22 protein-coding genes are annotated in these 17,317 nt (G+C 30.5%); 9 read left to right on the top strand and 13 right to left on the bottom strand.

Annotated elements, in window-relative coordinates; all coding sequences use genetic code 11:
- Positions 1 to 689: 689 nt before the first annotated feature.
- Entirely contained in the window at positions 690 to 2,288 is a 1,599-nt protein-coding gene (locus ABN236_RS02925; RefSeq protein ID WP_349473342.1) for a methyl-accepting chemotaxis protein, read from the top strand.
- Positions 2,289 to 2,361: 73 nt separating this feature from the next.
- Here ABN236_RS02925 and ABN236_RS02920 read toward each other — a convergent pair whose 3' ends face one another.
- Positions 2,362 to 3,099 carry a phosphatase gene (locus ABN236_RS02920; protein ID WP_088495815.1) on the bottom strand — a complete coding sequence of 246 codons (738 nt, stop codon included), beginning with the start codon at positions 3,097 to 3,099 and terminating at the stop codon, positions 2,362 to 2,364.
- 243 nt (positions 3,100 to 3,342) lie between these two features.
- Here ABN236_RS02920 and ABN236_RS02915 point away from each other — a divergent pair, with 243 nt between their 5' ends.
- Positions 3,343 to 3,783: a type II toxin-antitoxin system HicB family antitoxin gene (locus tag ABN236_RS02915; protein ID WP_349473341.1), complete on the top strand. Its 441-nt coding sequence runs from the start codon at positions 3,343 to 3,345 to the stop codon at positions 3,781 to 3,783.
- Positions 3,784 to 3,856: 73 nt separating this feature from the next.
- On the opposite strand, the gene ABN236_RS02910 is transcribed toward ABN236_RS02915, so the two are convergent.
- The 4 genes from ABN236_RS02910 to ABN236_RS02895 form a co-directional block, all read right to left on the bottom strand.
- On the bottom strand, positions 3,857 to 4,720 hold the full coding sequence (locus tag ABN236_RS02910) for a lipase family alpha/beta hydrolase (protein WP_088495817.1): 864 nt from the start codon (positions 4,718 to 4,720) through the stop codon (positions 3,857 to 3,859).
- Between the two features lie 221 nt (positions 4,721 to 4,941).
- Positions 4,942 to 5,286, bottom strand: coding sequence for an antiterminator Q family protein (locus ABN236_RS02905; RefSeq protein ID WP_349473340.1), 345 nt, complete (start codon positions 5,284 to 5,286; stop codon positions 4,942 to 4,944).
- A 287-nt stretch (positions 5,287 to 5,573) separates the two neighbouring features.
- A complete protein-coding gene (gene map, locus ABN236_RS02900; RefSeq protein WP_194952323.1) occupies positions 5,574 to 6,350 on the bottom strand; it encodes a type I methionyl aminopeptidase in 777 nt (258 codons plus the stop codon).
- 12 nt (positions 6,351 to 6,362) lie between these two features.
- Positions 6,363 to 6,560: a ParD-like family protein gene (locus tag ABN236_RS02895; protein WP_088495820.1), complete on the bottom strand. Its 198-nt coding sequence runs from the start codon at positions 6,558 to 6,560 to the stop codon at positions 6,363 to 6,365.
- A 354-nt stretch (positions 6,561 to 6,914) separates the two neighbouring features.
- On the opposite strand from ABN236_RS02895, the gene ABN236_RS02890 reads away from it, so the two are divergent.
- Together ABN236_RS02890 and ABN236_RS02885 are read left to right on the top strand one after the other, a co-directional pair.
- The gene (locus tag ABN236_RS02890) at positions 6,915 to 7,670 is read left to right on the top strand and encodes a hypothetical protein (RefSeq protein WP_194952322.1); all 756 of its coding nucleotides are present in this window, start codon (positions 6,915 to 6,917) and stop codon (positions 7,668 to 7,670) included.
- Positions 7,671 to 7,909: 239 nt separating this feature from the next.
- Positions 7,910 to 8,449: an AAA family ATPase gene (locus ABN236_RS02885; RefSeq protein ID WP_088495822.1), complete on the top strand. Its 540-nt coding sequence runs from the start codon at positions 7,910 to 7,912 to the stop codon at positions 8,447 to 8,449.
- A 52-nt stretch (positions 8,450 to 8,501) separates the two neighbouring features.
- On the opposite strand, the gene ABN236_RS02880 is transcribed toward ABN236_RS02885, so the two are convergent.
- From ABN236_RS02880 to ABN236_RS02865, 4 genes are all read right to left on the bottom strand, one after another.
- Positions 8,502 to 8,747 (bottom strand): hypothetical protein, encoded by a 246-nt coding sequence (locus ABN236_RS02880; protein WP_349473339.1) that lies wholly within the window; start codon positions 8,745 to 8,747, stop codon positions 8,502 to 8,504.
- 43 nt (positions 8,748 to 8,790) lie between these two features.
- Entirely contained in the window at positions 8,791 to 9,207 is a 417-nt protein-coding gene (locus tag ABN236_RS02875; protein WP_349473338.1) for a hypothetical protein, read from the bottom strand.
- A 340-nt stretch (positions 9,208 to 9,547) separates the two neighbouring features.
- Positions 9,548 to 10,081, bottom strand: coding sequence for a dihydrofolate reductase family protein (locus tag ABN236_RS02870; RefSeq protein WP_349473337.1), 534 nt, complete (start codon positions 10,079 to 10,081; stop codon positions 9,548 to 9,550).
- A 222-nt stretch (positions 10,082 to 10,303) separates the two neighbouring features.
- On the bottom strand, positions 10,304 to 10,585 hold the full coding sequence (locus ABN236_RS02865; protein ID WP_023582428.1) for a DUF5339 domain-containing protein: 282 nt from the start codon (positions 10,583 to 10,585) through the stop codon (positions 10,304 to 10,306).
- A 337-nt stretch (positions 10,586 to 10,922) separates the two neighbouring features.
- Here ABN236_RS02865 and ABN236_RS02860 point away from each other — a divergent pair, with 337 nt between their 5' ends.
- From ABN236_RS02860 to ABN236_RS02850, 3 genes are all read left to right on the top strand, one after another.
- Positions 10,923 to 11,354: a DUF7832 domain-containing protein gene (locus ABN236_RS02860; protein WP_349473336.1), complete on the top strand. Its 432-nt coding sequence runs from the start codon at positions 10,923 to 10,925 to the stop codon at positions 11,352 to 11,354.
- Between the two features lie 239 nt (positions 11,355 to 11,593).
- Positions 11,594 to 12,679, top strand: a complete 1,086-nt coding sequence (yedE, locus tag ABN236_RS02855) for a YedE family putative selenium transporter (RefSeq protein ID WP_088495828.1) — start codon at positions 11,594 to 11,596, stop codon at positions 12,677 to 12,679.
- The gene (locus tag ABN236_RS02850) at positions 12,654 to 12,920 is read left to right on the top strand and encodes a putative Se/S carrier-like protein (protein WP_088495829.1); all 267 of its coding nucleotides are present in this window, start codon (positions 12,654 to 12,656) and stop codon (positions 12,918 to 12,920) included. The genes yedE and ABN236_RS02850 overlap by 26 nt, the downstream gene beginning before the upstream one ends.
- Positions 12,921 to 13,128: 208 nt before the next feature.
- Here the strand turns inward: ABN236_RS02850 and ABN236_RS02845 are convergent, their stop codons facing one another.
- The 4 genes from ABN236_RS02845 to ABN236_RS02830 all read right to left on the bottom strand — a co-directional run bounded on the left by ABN236_RS02845 (position 13,129) and on the right by ABN236_RS02830 (position 15,130).
- Complete coding sequence (locus tag ABN236_RS02845) at positions 13,129 to 13,350, bottom strand: DUF465 domain-containing protein (RefSeq protein WP_075672624.1); 222 nt, start codon at positions 13,348 to 13,350, stop codon at positions 13,129 to 13,131.
- A 247-nt stretch (positions 13,351 to 13,597) separates the two neighbouring features.
- Positions 13,598 to 13,945, bottom strand: a complete 348-nt coding sequence (locus ABN236_RS02840; RefSeq protein WP_349473335.1) for an immunity protein Imm33 domain-containing protein — start codon at positions 13,943 to 13,945, stop codon at positions 13,598 to 13,600.
- 565 nt (positions 13,946 to 14,510) lie between these two features.
- Entirely contained in the window at positions 14,511 to 14,852 is a 342-nt protein-coding gene (locus ABN236_RS02835) for a hypothetical protein (protein WP_194952314.1), read from the bottom strand.
- A gap of 122 nt (positions 14,853 to 14,974) precedes the next feature.
- Entirely contained in the window at positions 14,975 to 15,130 is a 156-nt protein-coding gene (locus tag ABN236_RS02830; protein ID WP_193775172.1) for a hypothetical protein, read from the bottom strand.
- A gap of 201 nt (positions 15,131 to 15,331) precedes the next feature.
- Between ABN236_RS02830 and ABN236_RS02825 the strand changes: the two genes are divergently transcribed.
- Positions 15,332 to 15,979: a hypothetical protein gene (locus ABN236_RS02825; protein ID WP_349473334.1), complete on the top strand. Its 648-nt coding sequence runs from the start codon at positions 15,332 to 15,334 to the stop codon at positions 15,977 to 15,979.
- A gap of 269 nt (positions 15,980 to 16,248) precedes the next feature.
- The coding region (locus ABN236_RS02820; RefSeq protein WP_349473333.1) for a pertactin-like passenger domain-containing protein at positions 16,249 to 17,317 on the top strand (1,069 nt) is incomplete at its 3' end.

The raw sequence follows: 17,317 nt of genomic DNA, 5'->3' as shown, positions 1-17,317 counted from the left end.
TATTCTTAACCTTATGTGAGATTTTCACACATCATTAGGATCATCATTGATGTAAGCTTTATTTATAAACGGGAGGGTAATATACCTTCCGTTTATAGTGATTTCGTCTGTTTTCTTACTTTTTCTCTTCTGTGATCTTTTTATTCCCCTCCCTTTTTAACGTTAGATTCTCTTATTTATTCTTTTAAACTAACAAAAAATAATTTAATTTATTGCTGTTTTAATCATTATTACCTTTTTATTTTATAAATAGAAACACTTACACTATTTAAATCTAATTGTTTAAAAATAAGCTAACTAGTCACATAAAAATAATAATAAATCAACAAGTTAAAACTTATTTATTGAGATGATATCTTTTATCTCATTTTTATTATTTATCGTTAACTTTTAATATTTAAGATAAATTAATTGAAAATCAAAGCGTTACAAGACCAATTGATACATTTAATAAATTTATTAATTAGAGTAATAAATAAGCATAAAGAATATTTATAAAATGCCGATACTATTTTTTAGTATTTGAAAAAATCAAAAGGATATATGGCATTAAATCAAAGAGTGACCTAAAAAAATATTTTTATTTTTTTCTTAATTCTTTGTCTATACCAATTACAGGAAGTAAAAATAAAACTTAAAAATCAATAAATTACACAGTTATATTTTTATGAAAAAGGAAATAACATTACATGTTTAAGAACTTCAAACAACGTTATTTGCCAAACGTCTCTTTGACTATGTCGAGTTTAAAAACAACCACTTTAGTTTGGCTTATTACAGGCTCTTTAATCTTACTTCTTGGTCTAGCTTGTGTTTTATTCCTCTCTTCAGTCAATGATTACAAGAGAAACTTAAACACACTAAACAATATCTACCATGAACAATCGCTATTAAATAATACTTGGGAAAATCTCTTACAAACACGTAATACTCTAAATAGAGCCAGTTCTCGCCACTTATTAATTATTAATAAAATGGCTACCGCAAATACAGATATCTCTTCATTATTACAACAAGCTAAAGAAAAACTTCAACTCGTTGAAAACGGGTGGAAAAGTTTCAATAGTTTTCCCCATAATGTTGAAAATCAAACTTATATACAACAATTAGAGCAGAAATATACTGAGCTTAATGCAGCATTAATTGAATTCTTAGCCTTTCTAGAACAAGGCAAAACATACGAATACTTAAATCAACCAACACAAACCTATCAAGACAATTTTGAGCAAGCCTATACCAACTACCATCAACAGCTAGAAAATTACTACACGGCTTCATTGGGCGAAGGTGAGTTACTGTACGATAAAATTATTTATAGCTTAATCGTCATTTCAATTTTGATTGTTATTTTCTCCTTCTTAGTTCAAGTCATATTACGAAAAAACTTTATTTCACCGTTAAATGCGATAATGAAAAATATCGAGGATATTAGTAATGGAGAATTGGCGACCGATGTCACCACAAAAGGTCTATTTGAAATAAATATTCTCACTACCAATATTCAAAAAATGCGAGACCAGATAAAACGGATCGTCAATAACATCAATCACAGCTCCGGTCTTATTAATTCCGAACTAAGTGATATTGCTGTTATGAACAATAATCTTGCCATTCGTGTTGAACAACAATCAGCAGCTGTACTCGAAACTTCAGCAGGAATACGACAATTAAGTGTGACATCAAAACAACATGCAGAAAATACACAAACATCATGTGAGCTAGTAACAAAAACAGATACGATGATCCATCAAAGTAATGAAATGCTCGCTAACGTTGTTGAAAATATGCATGAAGTTGTCACGTTCTCTGAACAAATTAACGATATTACCTCTACGATTGACAATATCGCTTTCCAAACAAACCTGTTGGCTTTAAATGCTGCCGTAGAAGCGGCAAGAGTGGGTGAACACGGAAAAGGCTTTGCTGTTGTTGCTAAAGAAGTAAGAGAATTATCCATTAGCTGTAACTTAGCATCAAAAGAGATAAAAATACTTGTCGCTAATTCAAGTAAAAAAATAAATCAGTGTTTTCAGCTTGCTGCTGACGCAAACGATAATATGGTAGATATTTCTAAGCATACTGAAAATATTAATGAAATGATCCACGATATTTCTATTTCTACAAATGAACAAAGTAATGGTATTGCCCAAATTGAAGATGCAATAAATCAATTAGATCAAACAACACAAGCTAACTCAACAATGACACGGGAATTAGTCAGTTCATTGGATTCTTTGCAAACACAATCTGATAGATTAAAACAAGAATTAACTGTTTTTCATCAGTAAGTATTAAGTTTACCCACAGCATAAAAGCTATCTTATTTTAGGATAGCTTTCTTATTGCTGATTTAGACCAATATTAAAAATGGCTAAATTCAGGGATCTCTTTTTTACCGTGTGATTTTAAAAAATCTAATACCCTTCTTGGGGTTACATTCAGTATACGCTCATGCGGAAAGTCTATTTGGGCTAATACTTCTAATACTCGATCAAAATTTCCTAGTGAAGAAGCTATGTGTGAGTCAGAACCCAATGCAATTAACCCTCCTGCATCACGCACTGCTTTCGCTATTTCTATGCAGTTTTTCTCACTTCCAACTCGAGAATGAATAAATGATGAGTTATTCATTTCTAAAGCAACATTGTAAGTGGCGGCTGCTTTTGCAACTTCAGCAATATCAATGGGATATTTAGGATTACCTGGATGTGTGATCATTTGAATACAGCCACTTGCTATTGTTGCAATTAACGCTTTTGTATTATCAACAAGGCCTAATGAGCTCATTACAGGATCATGAAAACCAGCAAGCACAATATCTAATTTCTTGCTCATTTTCTCACTGCAATCTGTTTCACCTTTAATATTTTTAATATTCGCTTCTATACCATAAAGAATACCAACACCATCAATAATACGAGGGATCACCGGTAAATTAGAAAAATGCCATTCATGAGGTGCATCATCCATATCTGGGCCATGGTCAGTAATTGCAAATAATTGAATTCCCTGCTTTTTAGCTTGTTGGAAATATTCACTAACTGTACTGTAAGCATGTGTACTAGCAATAGTATGAGCATGTAAATCAACGGGATACATAAACAACTCCTTTCTAAAAATACCTAACAACTAACAAGCGATATACTATCTACTTCACTTTTTCTCACATTAGCAAGAAATGAAGATAATTTTTGATAAATATGCTTTAATCTTTAACATACTATTTAATATCAAATAGATAAATAAAGTTTCACTTTAGTACTATACACAAGAATTTTGAAAACACATTATATTGTGTAATTTCATTTTAAATATGGTTTTCAACTTTATAAAAGGTTATTTATGTTCAGCTATCCAGCAGTCGCTCATTTTGATGAAGAAAGTGAAACTTACGAAATCACCTACCGTGATTTTGATAATATACACGCTGTTGCTTATACAGAAGACGATATTGAACTAGAAGCCTCTGATATTTTGCATGTAGGTCTTGAGGAGTTTGTTGCGAGTAAATTGCCTATTCCGACACCATCCAAAGCACAAGTTGGTGATTTTATTGTCTACTTACCTCTTATTAGCTGTTTAAAAATTGCGTTACATAATGCGATGTTAGAAACAAAGACAAAAAAATCCGATCTTGCAAGAAAGATGAATTTAACCAGTTCACAAATAGAGCGTTTACTCGAAATTAATCAAACTTCAAAAGTGGATAATCTAGAGCAAGCTCTATATTTATTAGGCTATTCTATTTCTATCAGTGTTAATAAAGATATTAACCAGCAATAATTAAAACAAAAATGGCTCTAAATTAATTAGAGCCATTCATTCTAGATTATTTCACAACAAGTATGCAGACTAATTACAGCTTTTTACTTGCTAAGAAATTCGCATGGTTGGTATAAATAGCTACAATATCTTCACCACGCCCTACTAGACCTGCAACCTGGTTTACCATGTCCAGATGATCTTCAGCATAATCATCTTTAATTAGTTTACCTAATCGCATACTTGTACGACCCACCAAACCGTCATTTTCACGTTCAGTAAAGAATGCACTTAATACACGCATTGCAGCATGAGTAGGGTCCAATAAATTGCCTTTTTCGCCGGCAATCAGACCTTGGATATAACTACCAAATGAATAGTAATGAACACCATTTACGACTTCTTTACCTTCACCACCACGAATGGCTGGCAGCCCTTGTGGATACTTTTTATTAAATTCCATCACATTTTCAGTTGTTAATGCTTCTAATGCAGCAATGGCATCTTGTGGATTACCACGATTACCTGAAAATGTAGAAATAATAGTACCAATAGCTTTCATAACTGCATCAGCAATATATTCAGGCACACTATCTTTGCGCATAATACGTCGCACTAGATCCGCAATCTCTGATCCGTGGTTTACACCATTAACAGAGGTAACAGAAGCGATGTTTTTAGCATGTTTTGCAGCAACATAACGACAAGCTAATGGACCTTGGCTATGACCGATTAAATTTACTTTTTTTGCTTTCGTTTCTTTGAGAACTTTTTGTACAAATTCCCAAAGTTGTTCACCACGAACTTCGTTAGAGTTAAATGCAGAAAGAGATGCGGTGAAAACTTTATGACCATCTTTTTCTAATGCGTCAGCGATACCATAAAAATAAGGATAACCGACAATATCATCAAAACCAGATAAACCATGAACTAAAACAATTGGATATGTAGTTGACATATTTTCCACTCCTTGGATTTAAATTAATTTACTAAACATCCTATTAGCAATACTTAAAGCAATAGATGGAATACAATATTTAAAATACAATCTTTGAAGTGCAAAAATTATAGTAAACATCGCATTTTGACACCTTATTTGTTCTAAGTATTATTAGCATAATCTCTATTTTACGATCGTAAAGCATTATTTTAATCAGTTTTAATTTTTTATTGATAGCCTTAATTAAGCACAGAGAAAACCAGCATACCTTCAATCATACCTTCTGCTTTTTTCAGTTTTTTTCCAATATACGTATCCGAACATTGATCATATTTTGCAAGCTGAATAAATGTTTTACCAAAAACATAATAATTAATAAGTAACTGATAATCTTCTTTATTGTGCATCATCAATCTTTTCATTAAATCATTGATAATATTTGCATTATGATGAGTGCATTTTCTTCTCAGTTTTATACGCTCTGGAATAACTTCTTTTTTATTGTGATTCAATAAATTAATAGCATCTTGATCATTGGCAATCCATGATCCCCACGCTTCTAAAGTTCTTGAAATATCTTCCATATTAACATCCTTATTTTTATAGGGTAATAATCGCATCCTGCAATCATTTAATGATGACTCGTTAAACACTTAATGAGTATCAATATTAATATAGTGTTCAAAGTATAATTTACAACTCAGATTTATAAAACTATTGAGCTTAGGACTTAATTTATTGATATAAATAAAAATAAAAATAAAAATAAAAATAAAGGATATTAAGTAGCCACTTTAATTAAAAATTCAATTTTTTTAGATTATAAAAAACATTTTTTCTTAAAATGGCTATAAATATAAGACAGTAGCAATTATGGTAATACTTCTTCCGGACGTAAAGTGAGTACTTCATACCCTGTTGCTGTGACTAAAATAGTATGCTCTGATTGAGCAGATAACTTTTTATCTCTTGTCACAACAGTCCAACCATCTTTTTTGGTTTTTATTTTAGCGCCACCTTGATTTATCATTGGTTCAATCGTAAAAGTCATACCTTCTTTTAATTCAACGCCTTGCCCTCTAATACCATAATGTAGTACTTGTGGCGCCTCATGCATTTCTCTTCCTATTCCATGCCCACAGTATTCTCTCACTACGCTATATCCATGACTTTGTGCAAAGCTTTGAATAGCATGACCAATATCACCTAATGTCGCGCCTGGTTTTACTTCTTTAATACCTTCCCACATTGCTTGATACGTTGTTTTTGCTAATTTTCGTGCAATAGGAGACGCCTCTGGCATAATATACATTTTACTAGAGTCAGCAATAAATCCATTTTTTTCTAGTGTAATATCAACATTAATAATATCTTTACTTTTTAAGCGCTCATCTGATTTTGGTACACCATGGCAAACAACTTCATTAATAGATGTATTTAACACATATTCATAGCCATATTGGCCTTTACTTGCTGGCCTAGATTGAAGTTCATTAACAATAAAATCATCAACCTTATCGTTAATTTCCAGTGTAGAAACACCGGGTACAATAAAATCATCAAGCATTGTAAAAACTTTTGCTAATAAACGCCCTGATTCACGCATTAATTCAATTTCATCAGCTGTCTTAATCGTTATTTTATCCATTCTTCTTTCCTCTTATTCTACTTCTTGCTTGATGGCTTCTTTTTCCAGCATTTCATTAATAATCATTGGAAACGTTTTTTCTGGGTTTAATTCTGCTTGAATGCCAATTTTTATCCAAAATTCTGCTTGAGCATTGACAGAGCGTGACATCACATTGCTTGCTTTTCGCAAGTACTCATGTAATTCATCAGAAATTTTTACAATACCCACGATAATCCTTATATACAAATCATAATAAAACATATACGTTCTATAATAGAATCAAACTCTTCTTCTTTCAATTGCTATTCAATACTGCCATTGGCATAAAATGCTTAAATAAGAAAATAAGAGGAAAAATAGTACTCAAAATAAAGAGATCCTATTTTTGCTTTTCATACACTTCATTTCGCTCATCTATAAATTCATAATATTTGACTTCAAACTATCCTAAATTGTGACTATTTACCTTTAAATATTACTACCCTAAGAATTAGCTGAGAGACAAATTAAAACGTAAACGCTAATTTAATATTAATAAAATTTAGAAACGAATTTCGTATAAATACTAAGGAAAGCAAAAATATGAATTTATTCAAAACCATCGCATCATTTTCGTTGCTGAGTAGTATTTTAATACTAACCTCAGGCTGTACAACAATTGAGAGAAACTATCCCACTAGCCTAAGTGTTGCTAATGAGCAAACTGAAAATAGAGCTCTTTCAACAAAATGGGGAGAAAGTTTACCTTCTGTTACTGAAAGTGTTGAAGCATATCGATTATCAGAAACGCCTTCACAGGTAACATCTATATTTTATCAAAGTGGTGTTCCATCCAACTCTTACTCAAAAATTACACGGGTTAGCAAAAGTCCATTACAGATATCAGTTTTAACTGAAAACAGAAATATAATGCCATTATACTTTACGCAAAATGATCAATATTTATTGTATGGAAAACAGAATGAGCGATATATTATTTTCTTACATAACACTAGCCATAAAATAATATACGAAGCTGTTATTACTGTTGATGGCTTAGATGTTATCAGTGGAACTGCTGGCTCTTATCAAAATAGAGGTTATTTATTAAGACCTGGAGATACTTTATTTGTTGAAGGTTTTAGAAAAAATCAGCAACAAGTTGCCGCTTTTCGCTTTGGCGCACCTGAAGAAGGATATGTAAATTATAATGCTCAAGGTGACAAAAGAAATACAGGTGTAATTGGTGTTGCACTTTTTGAATCAAAAGAAGGCGCACAAGAAACAATCAAAAAATGTAGTTATTTACCTAAAGCTTTCCCAAGCAGTACCTATGCACCAGAACCTTGTATCCCGTAATATTTAGCCATTAAGTTTCCTCTTCTAAAAATAGCGTAATTTATTACGCTATTTTCTTGATCTTTCATAAAATAAAAGCAGTTAAGATTTATATTAACATTTAATGCTAATGCACTTTTTCAAGTTCTATTTTTTAGGTATATTTAATCTCTAATAATTCTCGTGTTAACTCTCCCCTACCTACATATCATCTTTATTCTCTTTTTCTTTGTTAATTATATAAAATCATAGGGAACATCATGCCTGAAAAAGCACATCGTATTATATTAACCGGAGGTCCTGGCTCTGGGAAAACCACACTAATAAACGAACTTAAAAATAGAGGCTATCCCTGCTCTTTAGAAGCAGGAAGAGCCATTATTCAAGACCAGAGTATTATTGAAGGAAATGCATTACCGTGGGTAGATCCTAGCGCTTTCGCACAAGCAATGCTAATTTGGGAATTACGCTCATGGCATGAAGCGAGCAATAATAAAATGCCCTATTTCTATGATAGAGGTATCCCTGATATTGCTGGATATTTACTCCTATGTGGTTTAGCTATTCCCAAACACCTCGATAAAGCAATTACTTTATTTCATTATTCAACGAACGTGTTTATTGCGCCACCTTGGGCTGAAATCTATGCTCAAGATCAAGAAAGAAAACAAACAGAAAAAGAAGCTAAAGAAACCTATTTAGCTATGATAGCTGTTTATAAAAAATATAATTATAATTTAATAGAGTTACCTAAAATAGAAATAACTAATAGAGCTAATTTTATTATTAATAAAATCTAAAAAATTATTATCAGCCAGTAGTCATTACTGGCATAGATAATAGTATTAATTTTTAATAAGAAGCCATAATCTGTAAATCAGGTTTTTCCCCTCGCATAATAGCTCGCTGTTGTTCATGAACAGCCTCATTAATTGCTTTTTGTTCTCCTGGTGTTCGAGTATTCTTACCACAAACTAATGTTGAACACACTGGAGTGCCTATTCTATGACTTCCTGAATTACCCGTACTAAAAGTAACGTTATCAGTACTACAACCAAGTAATAGAAAAGATAATAATAAAGTGCTTGCTATGCGCATAATTTTTCCATAAAAAATTAAATTTTAAATTGCTATTGAAGTATTAGTAGGCATCAAAAGTATAATGTGGTTTTTGTTTCCATTTGAATTCAACTGTTTGTTTTTTTTCATTCCAGATAGGCTCAGGAACTGGCATGGTAAAGCTTATTTTTTGAATAGGTTTTAATGTTGAATTATTATTGTTTAAATATTGATTGTTTAAATACTGATTGTTTATTGATGGTTTCTTTTCATTTAAACCAACTTTAAAAACTTCTCCAAGCCTTTGTTTTTCTTCTTGCACTTCCATTTCAAAGCGAGATTGCTTTCCCAACATAAAAGCTAAGTTATTATTTACCTCGTGACTATCAGGAATGAGATTATCAGTATGTGTCTCAATTAATTTAGCTTGAGTTGTTTTATTAGTAGTACACCCAGAAGTTACAAATACAGAAAGTAATAAAAATAAAAAGTAATACATAAATTAAATATCAATAAGAAATAGGAGTAAACGATTATTCCACAAAATCGATTCATCAACAAAATAATTTTAACCATTCATATAAAAATAGAAAAATCAGCTCATAAAATGATGATATTGAATGATTTTAGCTATGATTTAGTTAAAAGAACAGAGAAAATAAAGGACTTAACCAAAATAAAAAGAATTAGAAAAAAACACTCATATTCACGAATAATATAAATAAACGAAAATAATACCTAATGTAAATATATAGTAACCAACCATATTAAATTATTTTCATATAGAAATAAAAAAAGCACCAATAAGATGCTCGTTGAATAAAGTAAGTAAGTAAGTTTTAATTAATTTTTTTATAATGTGATTTAACAAAAGAATCTAAATATATTTCTGTTCTATGATGAGTAAACTCTATTCTTTTATCATTTGGTATAAATAACGGTATACCCTCACCTAATAGAATAGGTATTCTAGTTATTATGAGCTCATCAACAAAACCTTCATTAATAAATCCTTGTACTGTTTTTCCACCGTCAATATATACTCTATTATAGCCATTGCTTTTAAGTTTTTTTATTATCTCAGTGACATTTCCTGATAAAATACTTACATTATCCGGCAATGAAACTGGTAATTCTTTAATCGTATTACTTAGTATAAAAACTGGTTGCTCATAAGGCCATTCAATATCAAACCCCATTATTGTTTCAAAGGTTGTCCTTCCCATAACAATCGCATCAATACCACTAAGAAAGTCAGCAAAACCAAAGTCTAAATTTTCAGGATTTTCAATACTAGTAAGCCAATCAATATTACCTTTTTTATCAGCAATATAACCATCTAAACTTGTTGCAATATAGACTACAATATTCATTATTAATACTCTTTCTTAGAGAAGGAATTTTAAATTAACACTAAATAAATAAAAATTAAAGTAAGAAGAATAAATAAAAACAGAAAGAAAATAAAAATTAAGCAGGTCTTAATTTTGAATTAGAAAACAATATAATATAGGGAATATTTTTATTTTTTACTCAAGAAAAAAGCCTTAAAACAATTAAAGTTATAAGGCTTTTTGATAGCAACAGAATAAAGTTTATTGACCTGCTGACATTTTTTTCATTTGCTCTAAAGAATCTAAAGCTTGTTTACAAGTACTTTCTTGAACATCTTTAGGCAATGCTGCAAATTGTTCTTTAGCTTGAGCATATTGCGCTTTCATCGCTTCTGCTTGAGCTTTAGTTGCATCGTTTTTTGCCATTAACTCAACATAAGAGTCAGTTTCTTTAAAATAATCTTCACATGCTTTAGATAAATCAGCAGAAACAGCGATAGAAGAAATTGATAATAGACCCAATGCTAGAATAAGCTTTTTCATAAATATCCTTTAAGTATTTTTAACAGTTAGAAAGTAACTTCCATTATTTTCCTTAAGTCAGCATTATCTCAAATAAAAACAAAAGAGGGATAAGTATTATCTTAATTAAAAAATAAAATATCATCTAATAATGATTAAAATAACAAACAAAATCAAAATATGATAATTGAAATTAGCCTGCTATTTTCAGAATTATTTAACATATTGATTTATTATTCTTAAATAAATATATTATTCTTACTTACTAGTAATTTGATTTTTATAGTAATACTACTATTTATATATCGATAACATACGCTATAATCAAATGTCCTTTATTGATTAATATAGGTAGAAAATGGCAATTGATAGAATCGACTGGCACGCTTATGGTGATTTTCCTGATGACCTACCACCTGAAAATGGAGGTATACATATAGGATTCTATTTGACTTGGATTATTGAAAACAATTTAGAAAGTGAAGATCTACAAGAAGATGCAATTGATGAGTTAGAAATGATACGTAAAAGAGAAATGGATGGTCTTGCATTTCTTATCCAAGTTTGCGACGAAAAATTTATTAGCGATGACTTGGGCGATGAAGGATACGCTTTCACACAACATTATTACGAATCAGAAAATAATAACTATTTCGAAGATTTCGAGCGTGTTCTAGCTCAGGGGCTCTCATCTTCATATTACGTTGAAAACTCATGGGATAATTATGACAAAATTGCACCAATAATTACAAATGCATATAAAAAATGGAAAAAAGAGATAAATAATTAAATTAACCGACTTATAAAAGTCAACTTCCATCCTTCATTATTAGCAATAAGTTATTTAAATAATAATTAACTTATTGCTAATTAAATTAACACTCTTAAATTGTAAAACTTAATATTATTTATTTTATTAATTTTGACGTGATCTATATAAAAGAATCATACGTTATTCTTATATATAGTTGCCCCGTACTTAATAGGTTCTATTAGTCAGGGGGACTCCCCCATCAACGGAGGCATTTAATGTCTATAAAATGGGTTTTAATTCTATCTGGATTTGTTATTGGTGCTATTGCGTTACTTCTCGGCATTAACGGAAACCCACCTAATATGGGTGTGTGTGTAGCTTGTTTTATTCGCGATAGCGCAGGAGGTATGGGCTTACATCACACCGAAACAGTTCAATATCTTCGCCCTGAAATATTCGGTTTTATTCTTGGCTCTTTTGTTGCAGCTCTTATCTTCAAAGAATTTCAATCAAAAGCAGGCTCTGCACCTATTATTCGTTTTACACTAGGCTTTCTAATGATGGCTGGCTGTTTAGTGTTTTTAGGGTGTCCATTAAGAATGGTGCTTCGTATCGGTGCCGGTGATTTAAATGCTGTAATAGGATTAGTTGGATTAATAATAGGGATCGGCATAGGTAGCTTATTTGTTAAAAAAGGATTTTCTCTCCCAAGAAATTATCGCCAATCCCCTATAGAAGGTTTTATTCTACCTATTATATGTATATTCCTATTTGCTTTATTCTTATGGAACAGCGATATATTCAACGCCAGTGTAAAAGGTCCTGGAGCAAGTCATGCGCCAGTGTGGATGTCTATTATCGCAGGACTTATTATTGGTTTTATTATTCAGCGCACAAGATTCTGCTTTATTGGAATGGCAAAGCATGTATTTTTATCGCGTAACTATAATATGGCGTTTGGTGTAATCGCATTAACACTTGTTGTTTTTTTAGGTAATCTTTATTTAGGCAAGTTTAACCTTGGTTTTGAAAATCAACCTATAGCCCACAGCGATGGACTATGGAATTTTCTCTCTATGGTACTTGTAGGCTTATGTGGTGTTCTCATTACGGGTTGCCCATTACGACAACTAGCTAATGCTGGTCAAGGTAACTCAGACGCTGCTGTAAGCGTCATGGGTATGTTAGTAGGAGCCGCTTTTGCCCATAACTTCTCTTATGCCTCAAGTCCTGCTGGTGTTACGGATAATGGTAAACTAGTTGTTGTTATTGGTTTATTGTTTGCTGTCATTGTTGCTGCTATTTATACCTATGCTGTAAATAAAGCAAAAGATAATGGAATTAGCAAAAATGATGCATAACTACTTATTTCTTTTTCATGAACAATATGCTGTAAAAAAACTTCAGCAACAACTCCAACAAGATAATTTGTCCTCAAAAATTATTGATGCACCACGAAAAATATCATCAGAATGTGAGTTAGCTGTGTCTACTTATTTTTCTGACGAAAATATTTATAAACATTATATTAATGATAATGTTAGAGCTGTTTATAAAATAAACTCACATCATTTTGATGTGCTTTGGAAAGACGAGTTTTGACATAATACATAACTAAATTATCATTATTATTTTTAGAACCTAGACAGTTAAAAGGCTACAATGTAGCCTTTTTTATAAATAAAACCATTTGGTTTATATAATTTTTTATTCAAAAATAAACTGTTTTTCTAAAAACGAAAAACCATCCCTTTTTAGTTGGATGGTTTCTGCATCTTTATGTATTTATAGAGTAATTATTTTTTATTACTCACTCTTCTTCCGGTGGATTTTTGAGGATTTGATGAATTTCCTCTTTCAGTTTTAATTTTTGTTTTTTTAGCTCAACAACTTCTTCACCATATCCTCTTCTATCTTTATGCTCTAATCTAACAATTTTATGGTCAAGTTCGTTATGTTGTTCAAAAAGAGCACGAAAATGAGGATCAGTTTGGCGAAGTTTTGAAATTAAATCACGATATTCTGGAAACATAAATAGCTACCTTCCTTATTAATTGTGAGTTAAATGCTCTTATGATATTTACCCAATCCGGCCAGTCTGTCATTGTCTTTATGTTAAAAACAAGACCAATATCAATTAATATTTTTAATTTTTAAAATAACTTAACATTTTTATATTAGTGTACTCTTAACATAGTTATAAATTTCAATGCATAAGAATATATATAAAATGTAAATCTACTTAATCTAAAAATTATAAAATAATGATAAATACTTATTTAATTTGTCTCTTCAAACCAAACATCTTCATATCCTTCTCTATCAATAATAAAATTATACCCTTCTGGTAAATAAAGGTAATTTATTACTTCAGGTAGCAGTTCTTCCAAATGTTCTGTATGTAATGGTTGATAAAAATCATTTCTTGCACAATATTTCTCACAATAAAAAAACCAACTTATAGTATCGCCTTCTGATTGTTTTATACGAGTTCCATAAATAGGATTACCACTTAACTTATCTAGAGCAATCGCGACCATTTCTTCAGGTTCTTGAGGTGAAACATCATATTTTTCACACATTATTTTTTGTTGTTCTGTAATAAATAATTTATTGTTTTTATTCATGTTGCATCTTCAATTTTACAAGGAATAAGGAATACTCGATAAAAGAGTTTATTAATTCTTGATTATAATCAGCTTATCGTTATCTACCAAGTATTGATAAAGAGAACATCGCCCATCTATTCACATAGCAAAAAGTAAAAAAACAAGTGGATCTACAAAAGCCTGATTGACAAAAGAGAATGAAAAAAACGTCAATTTGTCTTAAAACTGGACGACATAAGGTACAAAAGCACTTTTTACTAAAAAAAAAGCATTTATTGTTAATTTATAAAATGAAAATTCACTACATTTATAGTGATCTCTAATAGTTTTTTTATACCCATCTATTCGAGTCACTAAGCCCAATGCCGCCACATTGGGCTTTTTTATTAACAATCATTATTGATATCATTTTTCATTACAACAGATCCAAGTCTCTTTAACTCTATTTAACTGTTTTTTAAGACTAAAATTATTTAATCCCATGTCACTTAATCAGTTTCAACGAGTACATATATCAGACTGTTATTAATCAATAGCTGTTTTTTTGTTCACATCTATCTCAACTTGTTTCATTAAGCTAATATCATTTAAATAATAATGGTGAAGCAAGTAGCCCTACAACTATAGAAACTAAGCCATGCAGTATTAAGGCTATTTTAACTCTCACTATATTAACGTATTCATTTTTACGATTATCTAACCATTCATTTAATGCAATAAAAAAACAGATAAAACAATAGAACCCAGCACCCAAAATAATAAAAGCCGCTGTTATGGCTCTGGATAAGCTTGACCAACCACCTGAATTAGAATGTGAGCTTAGTTCATTGTAGATAAGTAATCCTGCAACAACCAATCCTCCCACCCAAAATGCCATTAATATTCCCTTTCCTACCACTTTATTTTCAGTTTTATTAGTATCCATACTTATTACCTTAAAATTTAACATGCATAAACTATAATCTATTATTACTGTTACTATTCTATTTTATAGTATAAATAATAAAATAATGATGCCGACTAAATTCCTTTTGTCGGCATTAGTAACTATTTATTAGATGAATTACCTTGCTCTTGTAATTTGGAAAGTGCTAATTCTTTCATCCAATCTGCAAGTAATGGTGCTGTTTTTATTGAATCCAATAATGCACGCTCTTTTTTTGTTAAACGAATAACAATAACTTCTGTTTTCATTGTAGACATAATAATTCCCCATTTGTAAAAGAGAAAATATTGGCATAAAACAGTAACAGAACGGTCTGACTTACATGGTTTTACAAAATCATCATTTAAAGATGAGTAGCTGCACGCTATTGATAGGATATTTGCGATATAGTTCGTTGTTTATTTCTAGGAAAAACATTAACATATTCATGATGACTAAAAAATAGATAGGTATCATTCATGTTTCTAAACCCTAAAAGAACCGTAAAAGCCGATGTAAGAAAAAGAAACTCAATTTTTCCTGGTTTAGGAACTACATACAGAGTTAGTCTTTCTGAAGATGGACCGTCACCACAAGAAATTCAAAAAATAGAGTTTAATAAATTTGTAGATAAAGCTGTTGATGAAGTTTCTACAATGATTGGTTGTTTTGAAAGATCAGAGAAAAAAAATAAAAGCCCTAACTCTGACAAACCACTACATTTTGAGAAATTAAACGGTGAATTTCTTAGGCTTACCGTATCATTTTTTCAAATTATTCAAGAAATTAAATATTCTGGTGACACCAGTCAGCATGCAAAGAATAGAATTACTACCTCACTATTTGGTATAACTCGCTGGTTAGATAATAAATATCCATCATGGAATAGTGAAAGAGCTGAAGTAGAAAGAAATGGTAAAGAAATTGAAAAAAGAGTTAAAAAAGAATTCAAAGCAAAAAGGTTTTATAAAACGAAATTTGCCATTTTAGCCGTTGCCACTTTGTGGGTCCCTTTTGTTTTTTGCTGGTTTTCTCTACAAAAAAAATATCCTAAATGGTTTAAAGTCATCAGTTTCTTATGGGCTATATTTACTGCTATCTTAGTATACAAAGCACCTAAAATATAATAGCTAGCTATTATATTACTCTCTTATCTTTATCTTATGGTGTTTCTTTTAAAATAAAAAACACCATAAGTCAAATAGCCCACCTAAGATATATTATTATATATATTAAATAATTATATTTTTCTTTAATAGAGTTCACCTTAAGAAAGATTATATTCTAAATATATTTTTTTAAGGTTATTTAAATTGATAAATAAAGCAAACAATATGATCATTAAGAATAATTTAATAGTTATTACACAATAAAAAAATAAAAAAGGTCATTTTTTATGCTACTGAATAAAAATTTTAGTAAAAATATTATTACTATAAGTATATTATCTTTCTTAACTGGTTCGGTTTATGCCAAAGATAATAGTATAAATGGCGTTCGTCTCTCTAATGATGAAATTACATCTAATTCAACTTATAGTAATAAAACAAATCTTTATATAGATACAAACCACAAAATTCAAAATATTACTCTTGAAAATGAAGCAATATTACAAATGTATGGTGATAGTCTAGCAATAGGTACAATTGTTAAAGATGATGCCAATATTAGTATGTATGCTAATGGTATAATAGATGTGGGTATTCCCACGATTAAAGATACTATAGTAACAGGTACGAGTAATATTGATATGAACGCAAGTTCATCATCTATAGGCAAATTATTTATAGATAAAAATGCCGAATTATATATTGATAACATTGATACTGAAACTACTGATGTATCCAAAAATGATCCTGTTCCTTCAGCTAAAATATTTATAGAAAATTTAACACTAGCAGGTAAAACGTATATTGTACCTTCATGGGACGAAAATTATGGTGATGATGGTGATGCCCCGAGGCCAGAAAAACCAGGCCCAGAATTAATCACTCATATTAACAATTTAAAGATGCAAGCTGGTAGCCAACTCGAAATGGAACATTATGCTTCTGGCATGCAATTTAATCAACTTGAATTAAAAACACTCACAGGTGAAGGTACTTTTATTTTAAGTAGCCACTTAGCCGATGGTTTAAGCGATAATATTTATATTTCAGATCATGCAACTGGACATTTTGGATTAAAAATAAATGATAGTGGAGAAGAGATCTCTGATCCTAAAAATGTTCAATTAGTTTATGTAAATAGTGGTGATGCTGATTTTAATTTATTAAATAAAGGCGGTAATGTCGAAGTTGGTGTTTGGAAATATAAGCTAAATAGTAAAACTAATGATGGTCATACAGAGTGGTATCTTGTAGGTGGAAAAGATGGTGAATCGGATATCTCTAAACAGCCTGATACCTCTAAACAGCCTGATACTTCTAAACAGCCTGATACTTCTAAACAGCCTGATACTTCTA

Origin of the sequence: Proteus sp. fly-1013 (assembly GCF_040140245.1) — a bacterium.
Lineage (GTDB): Bacteria > Pseudomonadota > Gammaproteobacteria > Enterobacterales > Enterobacteriaceae > Proteus > Proteus mirabilis_B.
Note: the sequence above shows the minus strand (reverse complement) of the source record. Positions and strands in the feature narration are given on the sequence as shown.

Excerpts from the sequence above, each read along its gene's own strand:
- ABN236_RS02925 (WP_349473342.1), top strand. The coding sequence starts at position 690 with ATGTTTAAGAACTTCAAACAACGTTATTTGCCAAACGTCTCTTTGACT.
- ABN236_RS02920 (WP_088495815.1), bottom strand. The coding sequence starts at position 3,099 with ATGTATCCCGTTGATTTACATGCTCATACTATTGCTAGTACACATGCT.
- ABN236_RS02915 (WP_349473341.1), top strand. The coding sequence starts at position 3,343 with ATGTTCAGCTATCCAGCAGTCGCTCATTTTGATGAAGAAAGTGAAACT.
- ABN236_RS02910 (WP_088495817.1), bottom strand. The coding sequence starts at position 4,720 with ATGTCAACTACATATCCAATTGTTTTAGTTCATGGTTTATCTGGTTTT.
- ABN236_RS02905 (WP_349473340.1), bottom strand. The coding sequence starts at position 5,286 with ATGGAAGATATTTCAAGAACTTTAGAAGCGTGGGGATCATGGATTGCC.
- map (WP_194952323.1), bottom strand. The coding sequence starts at position 6,350 with ATGGATAAAATAACGATTAAGACAGCTGATGAAATTGAATTAATGCGT.
- ABN236_RS02890 (WP_194952322.1), top strand. The coding sequence starts at position 6,915 with ATGAATTTATTCAAAACCATCGCATCATTTTCGTTGCTGAGTAGTATT.
- ABN236_RS02885 (WP_088495822.1), top strand. The coding sequence starts at position 7,910 with ATGCCTGAAAAAGCACATCGTATTATATTAACCGGAGGTCCTGGCTCT.
- ABN236_RS02880 (WP_349473339.1), bottom strand. The coding sequence starts at position 8,747 with ATGCGCATAGCAAGCACTTTATTATTATCTTTTCTATTACTTGGTTGT.
- ABN236_RS02875 (WP_349473338.1), bottom strand. The coding sequence starts at position 9,207 with ATGTATTACTTTTTATTTTTATTACTTTCTGTATTTGTAACTTCTGGG.
- ABN236_RS02870 (WP_349473337.1), bottom strand. The coding sequence starts at position 10,081 with ATGAATATTGTAGTCTATATTGCAACAAGTTTAGATGGTTATATTGCT.
- ABN236_RS02865 (WP_023582428.1), bottom strand. The coding sequence starts at position 10,585 with ATGAAAAAGCTTATTCTAGCATTGGGTCTATTATCAATTTCTTCTATC.
- ABN236_RS02860 (WP_349473336.1), top strand. The coding sequence starts at position 10,923 with ATGGCAATTGATAGAATCGACTGGCACGCTTATGGTGATTTTCCTGAT.
- yedE (WP_088495828.1), top strand. The coding sequence starts at position 11,594 with ATGTCTATAAAATGGGTTTTAATTCTATCTGGATTTGTTATTGGTGCT.
- ABN236_RS02850 (WP_088495829.1), top strand. The coding sequence starts at position 12,654 with ATGGAATTAGCAAAAATGATGCATAACTACTTATTTCTTTTTCATGAA.
- ABN236_RS02845 (WP_075672624.1), bottom strand. The coding sequence starts at position 13,350 with ATGTTTCCAGAATATCGTGATTTAATTTCAAAACTTCGCCAAACTGAT.
- ABN236_RS02840 (WP_349473335.1), bottom strand. The coding sequence starts at position 13,945 with ATGAATAAAAACAATAAATTATTTATTACAGAACAACAAAAAATAATG.
- ABN236_RS02835 (WP_194952314.1), bottom strand. The coding sequence starts at position 14,852 with ATGGATACTAATAAAACTGAAAATAAAGTGGTAGGAAAGGGAATATTA.
- ABN236_RS02830 (WP_193775172.1), bottom strand. The coding sequence starts at position 15,130 with ATGTCTACAATGAAAACAGAAGTTATTGTTATTCGTTTAACAAAAAAA.
- ABN236_RS02825 (WP_349473334.1), top strand. The coding sequence starts at position 15,332 with ATGTTTCTAAACCCTAAAAGAACCGTAAAAGCCGATGTAAGAAAAAGA.